The 16,571-nt window shown below is 60.6% G+C and carries 15 protein-coding genes and 1 riboswitch; of the genes, 6 read left to right on the top strand and 9 right to left on the bottom strand.

What is annotated here, in order from left to right:
• Window positions 1-39: 39 nt before the first annotated feature.
• From AB7M29_RS05845 to AB7M29_RS05830, 4 genes are all read right to left on the bottom strand, one after another.
• Window positions 40-648 (bottom strand): YqiA/YcfP family alpha/beta fold hydrolase, encoded by a 609-nt coding sequence (locus AB7M29_RS05845; RefSeq protein WP_217855529.1) that lies wholly within the window; start codon window positions 646-648, stop codon window positions 40-42.
• Between the two features lie 141 nt (window positions 649-789).
• Entirely contained in the window at window positions 790-1,605 is an 816-nt protein-coding gene (gene cpdA, locus AB7M29_RS05840; protein WP_454246507.1) for a 3',5'-cyclic-AMP phosphodiesterase, read from the bottom strand.
• 111 nt (window positions 1,606-1,716) lie between these two features.
• Window positions 1,717-2,169, bottom strand: a complete 453-nt coding sequence (locus AB7M29_RS05835) for a DUF1249 domain-containing protein (protein WP_007902592.1) — start codon at window positions 2,167-2,169, stop codon at window positions 1,717-1,719.
• Window positions 2,160-2,777 (bottom strand): NUDIX domain-containing protein, encoded by a 618-nt coding sequence (locus AB7M29_RS05830; RefSeq protein WP_038978686.1) that lies wholly within the window; start codon window positions 2,775-2,777, stop codon window positions 2,160-2,162. Before AB7M29_RS05830 ends, AB7M29_RS05835 begins: the two co-directional genes overlap by 10 nt.
• Before the next feature lie 241 nt (window positions 2,778-3,018).
• Here AB7M29_RS05830 and AB7M29_RS05825 point away from each other — a divergent pair, with 241 nt between their 5' ends.
• A complete protein-coding gene (locus tag AB7M29_RS05825) occupies window positions 3,019-3,765 on the top strand; it encodes an RsiV family protein (protein ID WP_454246506.1) in 747 nt (248 codons plus the stop codon).
• On the opposite strand, the gene cytX is transcribed toward AB7M29_RS05825, so the two are convergent.
• A complete protein-coding gene (cytX, locus tag AB7M29_RS05820) occupies window positions 3,734-5,026 on the bottom strand; it encodes a putative hydroxymethylpyrimidine transporter CytX (protein WP_217855523.1) in 1,293 nt (430 codons plus the stop codon). The two genes, AB7M29_RS05825 and cytX, sit on opposite strands and share 32 nt — an antisense overlap.
• 187 nt (window positions 5,027-5,213) lie before the next feature.
• Entirely contained in the window at window positions 5,214-7,103 is a 1,890-nt protein-coding gene (gene thiC / locus AB7M29_RS05815) for a phosphomethylpyrimidine synthase ThiC (RefSeq protein WP_030130464.1), read from the bottom strand.
• A gap of 165 nt (window positions 7,104-7,268) precedes the next feature.
• Window positions 7,269-7,374, bottom strand: a riboswitch (TPP riboswitch).
• Window positions 7,375-7,567: 193 nt separating this feature from the next.
• Between thiC and AB7M29_RS05810 the strand changes: the two genes are divergently transcribed.
• Window positions 7,568-9,007: a TolC family outer membrane protein gene (locus tag AB7M29_RS05810; protein ID WP_454246505.1), complete on the top strand. Its 1,440-nt coding sequence runs from the start codon at window positions 7,568-7,570 to the stop codon at window positions 9,005-9,007.
• A gap of 101 nt (window positions 9,008-9,108) precedes the next feature.
• On the opposite strand, the gene waaA is transcribed toward AB7M29_RS05810, so the two are convergent.
• On the bottom strand, window positions 9,109-10,386 hold the full coding sequence (gene waaA / locus AB7M29_RS05805; protein WP_454246504.1) for a lipid IV(A) 3-deoxy-D-manno-octulosonic acid transferase: 1,278 nt from the start codon (window positions 10,384-10,386) through the stop codon (window positions 9,109-9,111).
• Window positions 10,387-10,408: 22 nt separating this feature from the next.
• Window positions 10,409-11,299 (bottom strand): LysR family transcriptional regulator, encoded by an 891-nt coding sequence (locus AB7M29_RS05800; protein ID WP_217855515.1) that lies wholly within the window; start codon window positions 11,297-11,299, stop codon window positions 10,409-10,411.
• Window positions 11,300-11,402: 103 nt separating this feature from the next.
• Here AB7M29_RS05800 and AB7M29_RS05795 point away from each other — a divergent pair, with 103 nt between their 5' ends.
• The 4 genes from AB7M29_RS05795 (at window position 11,403) to AB7M29_RS05780 (ending at window position 14,920) form a co-directional block, all read left to right on the top strand.
• Complete coding sequence (locus AB7M29_RS05795) at window positions 11,403-11,735, top strand: DMT family transporter (RefSeq protein ID WP_052965993.1); 333 nt, start codon at window positions 11,403-11,405, stop codon at window positions 11,733-11,735.
• 199 nt (window positions 11,736-11,934) lie between these two features.
• A complete protein-coding gene (locus AB7M29_RS05790) occupies window positions 11,935-13,110 on the top strand; it encodes an NAD(P)/FAD-dependent oxidoreductase (protein ID WP_454246503.1) in 1,176 nt (391 codons plus the stop codon).
• Window positions 13,107-13,919: an aldo/keto reductase gene (locus tag AB7M29_RS05785; RefSeq protein WP_454246502.1), complete on the top strand. Its 813-nt coding sequence runs from the start codon at window positions 13,107-13,109 to the stop codon at window positions 13,917-13,919. The genes AB7M29_RS05790 and AB7M29_RS05785 overlap by 4 nt, the downstream gene beginning before the upstream one ends.
• Window positions 13,920-13,951: 32 nt before the next feature.
• Complete coding sequence (locus AB7M29_RS05780; RefSeq protein ID WP_217855510.1) at window positions 13,952-14,920, top strand: metal ABC transporter ATPase; 969 nt, start codon at window positions 13,952-13,954, stop codon at window positions 14,918-14,920.
• A gap of 121 nt (window positions 14,921-15,041) precedes the next feature.
• Here AB7M29_RS05780 and hldE read toward each other — a convergent pair whose 3' ends face one another.
• Entirely contained in the window at window positions 15,042-16,463 is a 1,422-nt protein-coding gene (gene hldE / locus AB7M29_RS05775) for a bifunctional D-glycero-beta-D-manno-heptose-7-phosphate kinase/D-glycero-beta-D-manno-heptose 1-phosphate adenylyltransferase HldE (RefSeq protein WP_052965997.1), read from the bottom strand.
• Window positions 16,464-16,571: the final 108 nt, after the last annotated feature.

The following is a 16,571-nucleotide window of genomic DNA, read 5'->3' as shown; positions in this document are numbered from 1 at the left end:
CCGCCTGTAAAAAGTGTTCTGTGAAAAAGAGGCGACAAATCACAGTGCAGTGAAATCAATCGCCTGATACAAATCTGCGCCGATGCCGGCGAAACTCAGCATTGCCGGCAATCGCTCGGCAAAACCCTGGAAACTATGGTCGCCGCCCGCCTGGATGCGCAAGGCACAGGCGCGGTAATACTGCTGGGCGAGGCGATAATCCAGCGTTTCATCGCCAGTCTGCAACCATACTTGAAACCGCTGCGGATCCTTGGGCGCCGGCACTTCCAGCTCGGCCAGGGCCGTCACATGGTCGTGGGTCAATTCCCAAGTCTCATCGGTATACAGATTTTTCTGCGTCCCCAGGAACCCGTCGAACATCCGGTGCGGGCTGACGGCAGGGTTGATCAGCAGGGCTTTCAAGCCATGGCGCTCGGCCAAGTGAGTCGCATAGTAGCCGCCGAGGGAGCTGCCGACCAGCAGTGGCCGCCCCAGCTCGGCAATCGCCTGTTCCAGCTGACCGATGGCCTCGCGAGGATGGTGATGCAAGGCCGGCACACGCAATTGATCGATCAAGCCCAGCCGTTCCATCACATTGATCAACTGGCAGGCCTTTTTCGACGCCGGCGCGCTGTTGAAACCGTGGATATAAAGGATCGAACCAGACATTTGAGCTCCCTGTGCGTCGGGTAAAGAGGCGCAGTTTACAGGGTGTCGGGGGAATCGGGGATATGCGTGGGAATCAGGTTGTCTTGGCGGACGCCATCGCGAGCCTGCTCGCGATGGCCGCGCCGCGGTCTTTCTGAGTGTTCAGTAGCCATTGGAGCCGTAATCAATCTGGAAATCGAACCCGGTGACGCGTTCCACGCCTGTTTCGAGCCGACCATCCGGCAACAGCCGCAACCACCGATACCCCGGCGCCTGCTCGCTCACCTTGAAATCATCACTGCCCGGCTCGAACTGAATACAGGTCGAGGGCGATGCAATCAGGCGAACACCGTTGCGCTCCTGGTCAATTTCCTGATGCACATGCCCCCACAACACTGCACGCACCTGTGGAAAGCGATCCAGCACCGCGAACAACGCTTCTGGATTGCGCAACCCAATGGGCTCCATCCACGCACACCCGATCGACACCGGATGATGGTGGAAACACACCAGATGATGCCGCTGCGGCGCCTCACTCAACGAGCGGGCCAGCAACTGCAATTGCTCATCCTGCAAATACCCCGGCACCGACCCCGGCACCGCCGAATCGAGCAACGTAACCCGCCAGTTGCCGATGTCCACCACCGGTTCCAGCAGCGCGCTTTGCACTGCGGCCTCGGCCATGATCTGCGGTTCGTCGTGATTACCGGGAATCCAGCGTGCCGGCGCATCGATCTGTCGGGTCAGGTCACGAAACAGCTGATACGACTCCAGCGTCCCGTCCTGGGAAAGATCGCCACTGGCAATGATCAGGTCGATCTGCGGCTGCTGAAGCTTTACCAGCTCAATGACTTTTTGCAGGCTGTCGCGGGTATTCATCCCCAGCAACGTTCCGTCCGCCTCGGCAAACAGATGGCTGTCGGAGAGTTGCACCAGCAACGCCGGATCGGCGGTGGTCAATGTGGATACGCTCGGCAAGGCGTTCTCCCAGGGCGTGATCACGGGATGGGTAAGTGCCGCAATTATGCTGGGGGACGATCAAAAGAGGAAACCTGTGAACCGGACGCAGTTCACAACTACACAGGGCTCTTAGCGCACAACGGCGTACTCGTGCCCGCAAGCCAGGCAATGACTCAGCCATTCCCCCAGAAACAGATTGAGCTGAGCCTTTTCGTCCGGCTGATGCATCGCGGCGTTCGGGTAAGGATAGATGCCCCGGAAGCGTCTTGCATGTTCGGCGCTGACCACTTCGGCCATGCAGGCGTCGTGATAGACCTGAACTTCCAGTTGCGGCACCGGCAGCCACGGCAGGCTGTGTTCCTGGCGTACTTGCAGCGTCGTGGTGTACGGACAGACTTGCAATACTTCCAGGGCCAGCACGCCAAGCATCTGGTCGCCGTGAGTCACGGCAATGCGCCGCGCCTGCGGCTCGCTACGCATATCCGGCAACAGTCGCATCAGGCGCGCGTAGTTAGCCTCGCAGGAGGCTTGTAGCCCCACGAGGTCGATCCGATAGCGATCGCGCAGCTTGTTTACGACCATAACCCCCTCACTTCAACGCGATTCAAAGCCAGCCATTGCAAGGCGATGATGCTTGCCGCGTTGGCAATACGTCCGTCGCGTACGGCTTGCAGGGCATCTTCGAAGGCCCAGACCGTGACGCGAATATCTTCTGCCTCTTCCTCCAGCCCATGCAGGCCGCCGACCCCGGTTGTTTCGCAACGCCCCAGGTACAAGTGCACGAATTCATTACTGCCGCCCGGCGATGGAAAATATTTGGTCATCGGCCAGAGCGCCCCGAATACAAGCCCAGCTTCCTCCTGCGCTTCGCGGTGAGCAACTTCTTCCGGTACTTCATCCTTGTCGATCAGACCGGCGACCAGTTCGATCAACCACGGGTTGTCGGTCTTGCCCATGGCGCCGACGCGAAACTGCTCGATCAGCACCACTTCATCGCGCTGCGGATCATAAGGCAGCACGCACACCGCATCATGGCGCACGAACAGTTCACGATTGATCTCGCGACTCATGCCACCGGCGAACAATTCGTGGCGCAAGTGCACGCGGTCGAGCTTATAGAAACCCTCGTAGCACTTTTCGCGCCGAACGATATCAACGGCGGTCGGAATGGCGTTGGCAAAATCAGTCATGACAATCCTCTTTACTGCAAATCCGTTATGAGGTTCCTTTTTTTACTTGCAACTCGTTACTTGCAACCTCGACTTCGCGCCATCCTAACGCGCCCGCGATGTTTGATGCAGCCCCTTTCCAGTCAGCGGGATAGACGGTGAGGATGAAACCAACTCTAATTAGCTTAGTGGCGAACTGACTGCTTCGTTAAGAGTCGAAGCGGGTAACTTTTCGCCTTTCCCTGTTTTATGAAGGACGCCCATGTCGCTTTTTAAAATCGCCTCCGTGGCCGCAATCGCCCTGACCCTGGGCGCCTGCCAGAGTTTGTTCCAGCCCAACTATCGGGCGTCGCTGGAAACTACCCGCGACGCATCGGAACAGTTGAAACCAGGCTGCACGACCCCTGACTGCCCGCTGGTGAACATCGATACGCTGCGTTTCCCGGATGAGCCTGCGCTTGACGCCATCATCGAAAAACGCCTGCTGCAAATGACCCGCACCTCACCCGAAGCCCCCGTAGCGCCGACGCTGGCGGCCTATCGCGAGCAGTTTTTGAGCAGTGCCGGCCCGCGCTACAGCAGCTACCTGCAAGCCAAGGTACGTGAGCAGCATGACGGCTTGGTGATTGTTGAATTATCCAGCTACCTGGACACCGGTGGCGCCCATGGCACGCCGGGCCGTGGTTTCATCAACTATTCACGTCAACAGCATAAAGTGCTGACCCTCTCGGACATGTTGATCCCGGGGCAGGAAGAGGCGTTCTGGAAAGCGGCCCAAGTGGCGCACAACAGCTGGCTGATCAGCACCAAACTCGATCAGGAACCAGAGTTCGTGAAGAACTGGCCCTTCGTGAAAACCCAGAACGTGGCGCTGACCTACGGCGGGGTGATTCTCAAGTACGAAGTGAGCACCATCGCGCCTTACGCATTGGGCCATGTCGAACTGAAGATCCCCTACCCGCGCCTGAACGGTATTCTCAAGCCCGAGCTGTTTCCCGGCCGTAGCTGAAGGCTCGACCGAGCAGCAATTGCAGCAGCCCTGCCAGTACCAGCGACGGCAGGGTTGCGCCGATGTCCGGATAGAGATTGGCCAGCAAATGATAGGTGCTCACCCCGCCCAACCAGGCGAGCAACGCCGGCCAGCGCAATGCGGCTGACGCTACGTGAGCGCTGCGCTTGCGCAGGATGAAGTGATCCACCAGCACCACGCCGAACAGCGGCGCAAACACCGATCCGATCAACAGCAGGAAGTTCTGGTACTGGGCCAATGGCGCCAGGCAAGCTATCAGCGTGCAGATCACGCCGATCGCCAAGGCCAAATGCTCAACTTTCAAGCGCAACAGAATCCCGCTGGATACCGCTGCCGAGTGAATGTCGGCAAAGGCATTTTCCGACTCGTCCAGCAGAATCAGCAGCAACGGAATCCCCAAACCTGCACCGGCCAACGCCAGCAGCAAGGCATTCACTTCACCGCTCGGCGCGAACGCCAGGGTGTAGGCCACGCCCAGGCTCATCAGCCAGAAGTTACCGATAAAAAAGCCCAGCGCCGTGCCGCCGAAGACATTCTTCGCACGCTTGCCGAACCGCGAGTAGTCGGCAATCAGTGGCAACCACGACAGCGGCATGGCGATCGCAATGTCGAAGCCCACGGCAAACGGCATCGAACCATCACCGGCCTGCGCCCACAACGCTACCAGATCGGCTTTGCCGAACAGGTTCCAGGTCAGCCAGATGCACGCGGCCAGCAGCAGCCAGATGCCCCACTTGCGCAGGATTTTGCGCACAAAGGTCAATGGGCCGCTGACAGCGAGCAGGGTTGCCAATGCACCGAAGAACAGCGTCCACAGCAGAGGACTCGACCACAGGCTGCCTTCGCTGAAGGCACGGGCGCCGAGCAGGCTGGCAGCGTCGCGCATCACGATGATTTCGAACGAGCCCCAACCGATCAGTTGCAGCAGGTTCAACACCGCCGGAAGGCTCGCGCCATGACGGCCCAAGCTGAGTTTGAGCGCGGCCATCGACGACAGGCCGGTGTCGCTGCCGATTACGCCGACGGCGGCCAGTAACAGAACGCCGACCAGCGTGCCAAGAAAAATCGCCAGCAACGAGCCGGACAGGCCCAGACCTGGTGCGAGCAGCGCGCCGGTCTGCAGAACCATCAGGCCGATGCCGAGGGAGAACCACAGGGAACACAGATCACGGCCGCCGAAGACACGCTTGTCGATCGGCACGGCGATGTCCGGGGAGTAAGTACTGGGTTGGATGCTCAAGGGTGTTATCTCAGAGGAATAAGTGTATCCGTTGGATTTTTTGTGTCTGATCCGGCGCTTTCGCGAGCAAGCCCGCTCCCACATTAGGCCTCGGTCGTACACAAAGTTTGTGTTTTCAGGAGATCCAATGTGGGAGCGGGCTTGCTCGCGAAGACGGCAGCACAGGCGCCGTCAATCACAGGTCAAATCAAACCTTCTTGTACAATTGACTACCTTCCTGCTTGAACCGCTCCGCCTGTTCTGCCAGACCTTGCGCAACTTCCGCATCGACAGTTTCGATCCGCTGGTTGGCCGCGTATTCGCGGACTTCCTGGGTGATCTTCATCGAGCAGAATTTCGGTCCGCACATGGAGCAGAAGTGCGCGACCTTGGCCGAATCCTTAGGCAAGGTTTCGTCGTGGTACGAACGCGCGGTGTCCGGGTCCAGGCCCAGGTTGAACTGGTCTTCCCAACGGAATTCGAAACGCGCCTTGCTCAAGGCATTGTCACGAATTTGCGCACCCGGATGGCCCTTCGCAAGGTCGGCAGCGTGAGCGGCGATCTTGTAAGTGATGATCCCGGTCTTCACGTCATCCTTGTTCGGCAAGCCCAAGTGTTCCTTTGGCGTCACGTAGCAAAGCATCGCGCAACCGAACCAACCGATCATGGCCGCACCGATACCGGAAGTGATGTGGTCGTAGCCTGGGGCGATGTCGGTAGTCAGTGGGCCGAGGGTGTAGAACGGCGCCTCGTCGCAGCACTCGAGCTGCTTGTCCATGTTCTCTTTGATCAACTGCATCGGCACGTGGCCCGGGCCTTCGATCATGCACTGCACGTCGTGCTTCCAGGCGATTTTGGTCAGCTCGCCGAGGGTTTCCAGTTCACCGAATTGTGCGGCGTCGTTGGCGTCGGCAATCGAGCCCGGACGCAGGCCATCGCCCAGCGAGAAGCTGACGTCGTAGGCCTTCATGATTTCGCAGATGTCTTCGAAATGCGTGTAGAGGAAGTTTTCCTTGTGATGCGCCAGGCACCACTTGGCCATGATCGAACCACCACGGGAAACAATGCCGGTCACGCGTTTGGCGGTCAGTGGCACGTAGCGCAACAACACACCGGCGTGGATGGTGAAGTAGTCGACGCCCTGCTCGGCCTGCTCGATCAGCGTGTCGCGGAACAACTCCCAGGTCAGGTCTTCAGCGGCGCCGCCGACTTTTTCCAGGGCCTGATAGATCGGCACGGTACCGATCGGCACCGGCGAGTTACGGATGATCCATTCGCGGGTTTCGTGAATGTGCTTGCCGGTGGACAAGTCCATGACCGTGTCCGAACCCCAGCGAATGCCCCAGGTCAGTTTCGCCACTTCTTCTTCGATGGACGAACCCAAGGCGCTGTTGCCGATGTTGCCGTTGATCTTCACCAGGAAGTTACGGCCGATGATCATCGGTTCCAGTTCGGTATGGTTGATGTTGGCCGGAATGATCGCGCGACCGCGGGCGATCTCTTCACGGACAAATTCCGGCGTGATGATTTTCGGCACGCTGGCGCCGAAGCTGTAGCCGGCGTGTTGCTGATCCAGCAAGCCCGCGGCACGGGCCACTTCGAGCTTCATGTTTTCGCGGATGGCGACGTATTCCATCTCGGCGGTGATGATGCCTTTACGGGCGTAGTGCATCTGGCTGACGTTTGCACCCGGCTTGGCGCGGCGTGGGTTATTCACGTGGGCGAAACGCAGCTTGGTGAGCTCGGCATCGGCCAGGCGTTCCTGACCGAAGTTGGAGCTCAGGCCGGGCAGGCGCTCAGTGTCGCCACGGGATTCGATCCACGGCGAACGCACATCGGCGAGGCCTTTGCGCACGTCGATGATGACATTGGGGTCGGTGTACGGGCCCGAGGTGTCATACACCACCACCGGCGCGTTGATTTCACCGCCGAAGTCGGTCGGGGTCACGTCCAGGCTGATTTCGCGCATCGGCACGAGGATGTCCGGGCGAGTGCCCTGGACATAGATTTTTTGCGAGCGGGTAAACGGCTGAACCGATTGCTGATCGACCTTGGCCGAGTCACTCAGATTGGTTTCGATTTTTGATTTTGTAGTCATCACGGGCTCTCCAGACACACATCCAGGCAGTGGATTTTTGTCGGAGCGAACCTGTAAACGAATGGACGCACGGGCGCTGGAAAACCAGCTGGTGCTGTGCTCGGTGCTCGAGGGGTGTTCGATTGTCGAACAACATCCCGGACGAAGCACAAGAGGACTCGCCGGGTGACGAGAAATCTTGTTCCCTACGCAGGCGCTAACCTGATCAGGTTCAACGGGATCCGAAATTATTCGATCTCAGCCTCATAGCAAGGCACCCCGACAAGAACCCGGCCAGTCTAGACACAACCGGCAAAGAACGCCAACTCCGCAGCAAACACCATGATGAATGGCGCAATTGCAGGATTGTTGCCGTGCCTGCGTGCAACTACACTCGCTACGCCGTGCCGCGCCTTGACGCTGCAGGGCGCCGCGCCGTAGCCTTGGCGCTCAAATTATCAGCGTAATTTTTTAGGGATGGCCTCATGCTGCGCAAACTCTCACTGGCCCTTGCCGTGTCTTGTGCGTCCAACGGAATGGCTTGGGCAGCTGAAGCGCCCTTATCGACCAAAACTGATCTGGTCAGCGTCTATCAGGAAGCGGTGGACAACAATGCCGACATTGCCGCCGCCCGCGCCCAATACGGCGCCCAGAAGGAAGTTGTACCCCAGGCCCGCGCCGGGCTGTTGCCCAACCTGTCCGCCGGTGCCGACCTGAACAACACCCGCACCTCACTCGATCAGCCATCGGTGACCTCGACCCGCAGTGGCACGGTGTATCAGGCGACTCTCGCGCAACCGATTTTCCGCGCCGACCGCTGGTTCCAGTTGCAGGCCGCCAAGGACGTCAACGAACAGGCCGCCTTGCAACTCTCGGCCACCGAACAGAACCTGATTCTGCAAAGTGCCGAAAGCTACTTCAATGTACTGCGCAGCCAGGACACCCTGGCTTCGACCAAGGCCGAAGAAGCAGCATTCAAGCGTCAACTCGACCAGTCCAACGAGCGCTTCGACGTCGGTCTGTCGGACAAGACCGACGTGCTGCAATCCCAAGCCAGTTACGACACGGCGCGGGCCAACCGGATTCTCGCTCAGCGTCAGGTGGATGACGCGTTCGAAGCGCTGATCACTCTGACCAACCGCCAGTACAACTCGATCCAGGGCATCGTCCACACCTTACCGATCCTGCCGCCGGCACCGAACGATGCCAAAGCCTGGGTCGACACCGCCGCCAAGCAGAACCTGAATTTGCTGGCCAGCAACTACGCGGTGAGCGCCGCCGAGGAGACTCTCAAGCAGCGCAAGGCCGGACATGCGCCCACCCTGGATGCGGTCGCGCAATACCAGAAAGGTGACAACGACGCCCTCGGCTTTACCAACCCGAGCCCGAACGGCGTGCGTTACGGCGGCGATGTCGAGCAGCGCACGGTTGGCCTGCAACTGAGCATCCCGCTCTACAGCGGTGGCCTGACCAGCTCGCAGGTGCGTGAGTCCTATTCGCGACTGACTCAGTCCGAGCAGCAACGCGAAGCCCTGCGTCGCCAGGTCGTGGAGAACACCCGCAACCTGCACCGCGCCGTGAACACCGACGTTGAGCAGGTGCAGGCACGCCGGCAGTCGATCATCTCCAACCAGAGCGCGGTGGAAGCGACCGAAATCGGTTATCAAGTGGGGACGCGCAACATCGTCGACGTGCTCGATGCCCAGCGTCAGCTGTACACTTCGGTGCGCAACTACAACAACACCCGCTACGACTACATCCTCGACAACCTGCGCTTGAAGCAGGCTGCCGGCACGTTGAGCCCGGGGGATTTGCAGGACCTGACGCGCTACCTCAAAGCCGACTACAACCCGGACAAGGACTTCCTGCCACCGGATCTGGCCAAGGCTGCGGCGGAGCAATTACGGGCTAATCCGGCTCAATAAAAGCAAAAGATCGCAGCCTTCGGCAGCTCCTATATTGGGATTGATGTACATCCTGTAGGAGCTGCCGAAGGCTGCGATCTTTTTGTTTCAGGCAACTCGGTCTAACGCTCGATCAACCGCCCCAACCCATCCAGCAACCGCTGCAACGCGCCCTGATTGGTGCGCATCACCTTCAGCCCCGCCTCTGCCATCCGCTGCGCATCACTCGGCAATTCGAACAGCCGCTGCACCGCCAGCGCCAGACCTTCGGCATCATCGACCTCAGCCAACGCCCCGGCACTGCGCAACTGCGCGGCGATCTCGAGGAAGTTGAACAGATGTGGCCCACTGAGCACCGGTTTGGCCAAGGCCGCCGGCTCCAGCAGGTTATGACCGCCGTTCGGCACCAGGCTGCCACCGACGAACGCGCTGTCGGCTAACGCGTAGAGAAACAGCAACTCGCCCATGGTGTCGCCCAGCAGCACCGAAGTGTCTGCGGTAACCGGTTCGCCCGTCGAACGCCGCACCGTGGCGAAACCCTGTTGTCGGCACAATTCGAACACCGGGTTGAAACGCTCCGGATGACGCGGCACCAGAATCAGCAAGGCATCGGGATGATTGACCAGCAGCCGACGATGGGCAGCCAGCACCACATCGTCTTCGCCCTCATGCGTACTCGCGGCGATCCACACCGGACGATCCTGTGCCTGCCACTGCGCACGCAATTCGCCGGCACGCTGCAGCAGTTGCGGGTCGATGGTCAGGTCGAACTTGATCGAACCGGTCACTTCGACGGTTTCCGGGCGCGCGCCCAAATCCCGGAAGCGCTGCGCCTCGGCTTCGGTCTGCACCGCGAACAGGCTCATCTCGGCGAGCATCGGCTGGGTCAATTTATGGAAGCGGCCATAGCCTTTGGCCGAGCGTTCAGACAGTCGCGCATTGGCCAGTGCCACGGGAATCCCGCGCTTGGCGCATTGATGAATATGGTTGGGCCAGAGCTCGGTTTCCATGATCACCGCCAGTTTCGGCCGGGCTCGATCAAGGAATCGCTTTGCTGCGCAGGGCAAGTCATAAGGCAAATAGCAATGCTGGATGCGCGGCTCGTTGGCGAACAACGCCTGGATGCGCTCGGAACCGGTCGGTGTCATGCAGGTGACGGTGATCGGCAGCGTCGGATACCGTTGCAGCAAGGCACGGATCATCGGCGCCGCGGCGATGCTTTCGCCCACGGATACCGCGTGCACCCAGAGGCCGTCCGGCTTCATCGCCGGTAGCGAGAGAGAGAAACGCTCGCCAATGCGCTTGGCATACGCCGGCGCCTTGCGCGCCCGCAGCCAAAGCCGAATCGCTACCAATGGCAGCCCCAGGTAAAACAGCGCGGTGTAGAGAGTTCTATTCATGGCGGCGGAGTTTATCGGTTTTTTAGCCGATCGCCTGCAAGTGCACGGCAAAACGTTCCGCCAGCCAACGAGCCGCCGGGCCCAGTGGCTCGTCGCGGCGCCAGACCAGTTCGACAATCAATGCCGGCGGAGTCCATTCGCTGGCCAGTTCGACCATCTGATCCTGATACGCCGGGTACTGCACCACATGTCGCGGCAACCAGGCCCAGCCAAGGCCGCGCATCACCCATTCAGCCATCACATAGAAACTGTCGGCGCGCCAGACCTGCGGGCTGGCCGGCTCGCTGCCGGGATAGACGCTGGACTGCGTCGACATCAGCAACTGTCGATGCTGCGCCAATTGCTGACAGTCGACCTGCGTCTGCTTCGCCAAGGGATGCCCCGCGCCGCACACCGTGACCATCTCGACGCTGCCCAGCACTCGCCGTTCAAGGGCTTCGGGAATCTGGTCGTGATAAAACAGCAAGCCCAGATCAGCCCGCCGCTCTACCAATTTGCGCGCGACATCACCCTGGGCGGCGCTGGTCAGCTGCACTTCAAGACTGGGAAACTTTTCTGCCAGAGCCTCAAAGCTTTCAACCACTGCTTGATAGGGCATCGCTTCATCCTGAGCCACACGCAGACTCGCTTCCTGCCCGCGCATCATCGCCAGCGCCCGGCCATTGAGGCGCTCGCATTGGCGCAGCACTTCCCGCGCCTCCTCAAGCAGGGCGGTGCCGGCTTCAGTGAGTTTTGGCTGACGACCACTGCTGCGATCGAACAGACTGACGCCCAAATCCTCTTCCAGCAGCGCAATCGAACTGCTGACCGCCGACTGCGCCTTGCGCTGATCCCGCGCCACTGCGGAAAACGAACGCTGTTCCGCGACGCTGACAAACAAGCGCAGCTGTTCCAGATTCCATTGCATGTTCATGGCTCAACCCATCTTCAGAACAGATAGGTAATGACTTTACCGCATCTGGCGAATCTCTAGAATGCCGACCTCAGAAAGCAACGCTTCACACGAGGATTAACCCATGACCGCTTACTACTACCTGGCCATCGCCATCTGCGCCGAAGTGATCGCTACCGTTTCGATGAAAGCGGTCAAGGGTTTCAGCACGCCACTGCCGCTGCTGCTGGTCATCGTCGGGTACGGCATTGCTTTCGGGATGTTGACCCTGGTGGTGCGCAGTGTTCCGGTGGGCGTGGCCTACGCGGTATGGGCCGGCATGGGGATCGTGATGGTCAGCGTCGCGGCGCTGTTTATCTACGGGCAGAAGCTGGATGTGCCAGCAATGCTGGGGATGGCGCTGATTGTGCTGGGCGTTGTGGTTATTCAGCTGTTTTCCAAGACTGCCGGACACTAAAACCCGAAGCACGATCTATTGTGGGAGCGGGCTTGCTCGCGAAAGCGGTGCGCCAGGCAACATTGATATCGACTGACACGCCCTCTTCGCGAGCAAGCCCGCTCCCACAGGTTTTGCATCCTCCCTATTGATCACCAACAAATCCCCTCCGCATCGAGTCTGTATACTGCGCCCTCGTCTTGAACACTGAGGTCGCTGCATGCCATCTGTTATTTCCACCGACGTTCTGATTGTCGGCGCTGGTGTCGCCGGCCTCTGGCTGAATGCGCGCCTGCGCCGTCAGGGTTTTTCGACCGTGCTGGTGGAAAGCGCCAGCCTCGGTGGCGGGCAGAGCCTGAAGTCCCAGGGCATCATCCACGGCGGCGCCAAGTACGCACTGCACGGTGCCCTGACCGGCGCCTCGGAAGCCATTGCCGACATGCCGCGTCGCTGGCGTGAAGCGCTGGCCGGTGACGGCGAACTGGACCTGTCCGGCGTGCGCCTGCTGTCCGAAGCCCATTACCTCTGGTCCCCCGGTACCCTTGCCGGCAACCTCACCAGTTTTTTCGCCAGCAAAGCCGTGCGCGGGCGGGTCGATCAGGTTAAAGGCGATCAATTACCGCCGGCGCTGCAAGACAAGCGTTTCAAGGGCAAGGTCTATCGCCTGGCGGAACTGGTGGTCGACGTGCCAAGCCTGATCCAGCGCCTGGCCGATCTGGCTGGCGACGGCTTGCTGGCCGGTCAGCACATCGAGCCGCTGCTGGAAAACGGCGAACTGGTCGGCTTGAAAGTCGACGAACGCGAGATCCGCGCCCAGCGCATCGTCCTCAGCGCCGGTGCCGGCACCGCCGACCTGCTCGCGGCGCTAGGCCTGAGTCAGCCGGCCATGCAGCGCCGCCCGCTGCACATGATCATCGTCAAAGGCCCTGGCCTCAAACCGCTGTACGCCCATTGCCTGGGCGGCGGGCCGAAGCCACGCATTACCGTGACCACTCACCCGGCCGCCGATGGCCAGTGGGTCTGGTATCTGGGGGGCGACATCGCCGAAGCCGAAGGCGTGGCCCGCGATCCTGCAGCGCAAATCGCCACCGCGCAAAAAGAACTAGGCAATCTGTTGCCATGGATCGACCTGAGCACCGCGCAGTGGGCGACCTTGCGGGTCGAGCGCGCCGAGCCGCTGCAATCGGGCCTGACCCGTCCAGACAATGCCTTCCTCGCCGTGCAAGATCGCCTGCTGGTAGGTTGGCCGACCAAACTGGCCCTGGCGCCAGACTTCGCTGACCGCGTCCTCGCCGCACTGCAACGCGACGGCATTCAGCCGAGCCATCCAGAGCCGCTGCCAGAACTGCCGAAACCGCCGATGGGCGTCCCTGCCTGGGAGCAACTGCTGCCATGAGCCAACCCACCCTGCACGATCTGCATCGCCCTTTGGGCAGCACCGGCCTGCTGGTTTCGCCCCTGGGCCTGGGCACGGTGAAACTCGGCCGCGATCAAGGGGTGAAATACCCCAATGGCTTCCAGATCCCCGGCGATGACGAAGCGCGCATGCTGCTCAGACTCGCGCGCGACCTGGGCATCAACCTGATTGACACCGCGCCGGCTTATGGCCGCAGCGAAGAGCGTCTCGGCCCATTGCTACGTGGTCAACGTCAGGACTGGGTGATCGTCAGCAAGGTTGGCGAAGAGTTTGCCGACGGCCAGTCGAGTCACGACTTCAGCGCCGCCCATACTCGCCTGTCGGTGGAACGCAGCCTGCAACGGCTGGAAACGGATGTTATCGATCTGGTGCTGGTGCATTCCGACGGCAACGATCTGGCGATCCTCAATGACAGCGAGGTCTACGCGACCCTCGCCGAGCTCAAGCGCGAAGGCAAGATTCGCGGTTTCGGTTTCTCCGGCAAAACCGTCGAAGGCGGCTTGAAGGCTCTGGAACAAGGTGATTGCGCGATGGTCACCTACAATCTGAACGAACAGAACGAGAAGCCGGTCATTGACTATGCTGCTGCTCACGGCAAAGCGATCCTGGTCAAAAAAGCCTTGGCCAGCGGTCACGTCTGCTTGAGCCCTGGCGTGGACCCGGTACGCGCCAGCTTCGAGTTGTTGTTTGAACACCCGGGTGTGGCCAGTGCTATTGTCGGGACCATCAATCCGCTGCACCTCGCCCACAACGTAGCGACCGTTGCCCAGGTCCTACGTAGCCATTGATGCCGCCCACGCGGCCTTAAGCAGGAGCCGACATGCCGCGTACGCTGATAAGAAAGAACCCGAGCAACTTCAAGACCCTGCCGTTATTCGTCGAAGCGACGCCCGAAGGCCTGAGTTACCAGAGCGTCGGGATGCCGCTGAATTTCTCCCAGACCCTGCAACGTCGCCGCCCGGTGACGGTGCCCGACAGCGAGCGGTTTGCCCTGGAACTGGCGAACCTTGGGGTTTCTGTACGCCTGACCCTGCATTGGCAGAATCGTGATTACTGGGTGTTGGTACGTCAGCGTCGGCAGGACCGCGGCGATGTAGTGCTCAAGCTGATCTCGGGTTACGTGCCGGCCCATGAACTGAACCTGCCGCTGCACACGGCGACCCAGGAAATTGCCGAAGAGTGCCTGTTGGAAACCCCGGAAGGCTGGCTCAGCGGGCGTTTCAATGACACCTGGCTGCCGGCGCCCTACTCGTCCGCCCTGCATTACCGCGAAGCCCTGCCGTTTCGCCTGACGCCGCTGTCCGGCTCGGCGCGGCCAGTGCGCTGCGCCAACATGCCGCTGATCGAGCGTCCGCGAGCCTACGTGCACTTGCCGACCGCGTCGCTGCAATTGATCTACGACTTGCGCCTGGATGTGCCCAAGGAAGCCAAATCCCTGAGCCTGTTCCATGTTGACGAACGGCTGGAGGGCGATCAATTGGTGGCCCGGCTCGATCGCAAACGTCCCGATTTGTATCTGATGCCACTGCAGGACGGCCAGCCGATGGCTGAGCTGTATACCTTGAAAAAGGATCAGCTGTACCCGGCGAGTACCCGCGGGTTGTATCTGGCAGAAAGTTTTGCCCGGCAGGAAGGGTGGCTGGTGAAGGATGAGCGGATTCGCTGGAAGGACTGGGTGCGGCAACAGGGTTTGAGCCCCCCGGGGAAGGATTCCGGTTTAGCCCGCCTGCACGGAAAAGCAAAGCAACTGCTGAAAAGAATCGTGCCGCGCAAGGCCGCACGCCCCTGAGCATTCCCACGCTCTGCGTGGAAATGCAGCCCGAGTCGCTCCGCGTCTCAAAGCGGACGCAGAGCGTCCATAGAGGCATTCCCACGCAGAGCGTGGGAATGATCAAGCACTCTCACCGCTATCAGTGATTGCGGATCTTCTCGACAATCGCCGTGGTCGAGCTGTTTTCCACCAGCCCCAGCACTTTCACAGTCCCACCGTAAGCAGTGACGATGTCCGCACCGACCACTTGGTCGATCCCGTAATCGCCACCCTTGACCAACACATCCGGCTTGACCTCGCGCAGCAGGTTTTCCGGGGTGCCTTCAGCGAAGCTGATTACCCAGTCCACGGCGCCCAGACCGGCCAGTACCGCCATGCGACGGTCGACGCTGTTGATCGGACGACCTGGCCCCTTCAAGCGGCTCACCGACGCATCGTCGTTGACCGCCACGATCAGACGATCGCCCTGGGCCCGCGCCTGTTCGAGGTAGGTCACGTGGCCGGCATGCAAGATGTCGAAGCAGCCGTTGGTGAAGACGATCTTCTCTTTGTGCGCACGCGCGTCATCGACCGCCAGCAGCAGTTGCTCCAGCCCCAACACACCACGCTCGGAACCTTCTTCACGCTGGATGGCACGACGCAGTTCCGGCGCGCTGATAGCCGCCGTACCGAGCTTGCCAACCACGATGCCTGCCGCCAGGTTGGCCAGGGCCACCGCGTGGGGCAGTTCTTCGCCAGCGGCGATCGCTGCCGCCAGGGTAGAAATCACCGTGTCACCGGCACCGGTCACGTCGAAGACCTCACGGGCACGGGCTGGCAGGTGCAGCGCCGGATGATCCGGACGCAGCAAAGTCATGCCATGCTCGCCACGGGTCACCAGCAAGGCGCCGAGGTCGAGGTCGTGCATCAGCTGCGCGCCCTTGCTCACCAGCTCGTGCTCATCGGCGCAACCACCGACGATGGTTTCGAATTCGCTGAGGTTCGGGGTGATCAGGCTCGCGCCGCGGTAGATCGAGAAATCTTTGCCCTTGGGATCGGCCAGAACCGGAATCCCACGTGCACGGGCAGCCTGGATCAGCACCTGATGGTTTTTCAGCGCACCTTTGCCGTAGTCGGACAGCACCAGCACCTTGATGCCTTCGAGCAATTCATCGACTTGCTCGCCCAGCGCCAGAGCGTCGGTAGAGAAAGGTTCTTCAAAGTCGATACGCAGCAATTGCTGGTGACGGCTCATCACCCGCAGCTTGACGATGGTCGGCTGGTGCGCGATGCGCTGGAACAACGCCCGTACGCCGGCGCCCTTTAAGCTATTGACCAGGCTGTCGGCAGCCTCGTCGTCACCAGTCACGCCGACCAGCGAGGCCGGCGCACCGAGCGCGGCAATGTTCAGGGCAACGTTGGCGGCACCGCCTGGGCGGTCCTCGATTTGCTCGACCTTGACTACCGGTACCGGTGCCTCAGGGGAAATCCGTGAGGTACCACCATGCCAGTAACGGTCGAGCATGACATCGCCGACCACCAAGACAGGGGCTTGATCGAATCGCGGCATGGACAACTTCATGGAGCAACCCACATACAAAATGAACAGGGGCGCGATATTAACACAGGGTTGGCGCTGGCTTGTGTGACGGCTGCAACCGGATGAATCGGCAGGAGTTTTTGCTCATTA

The organism is Pseudomonas sp. F-14 TE3623 (genome assembly GCF_053629015.1).
This window is presented reverse-complemented; position numbering and strand designations above follow the sequence as displayed.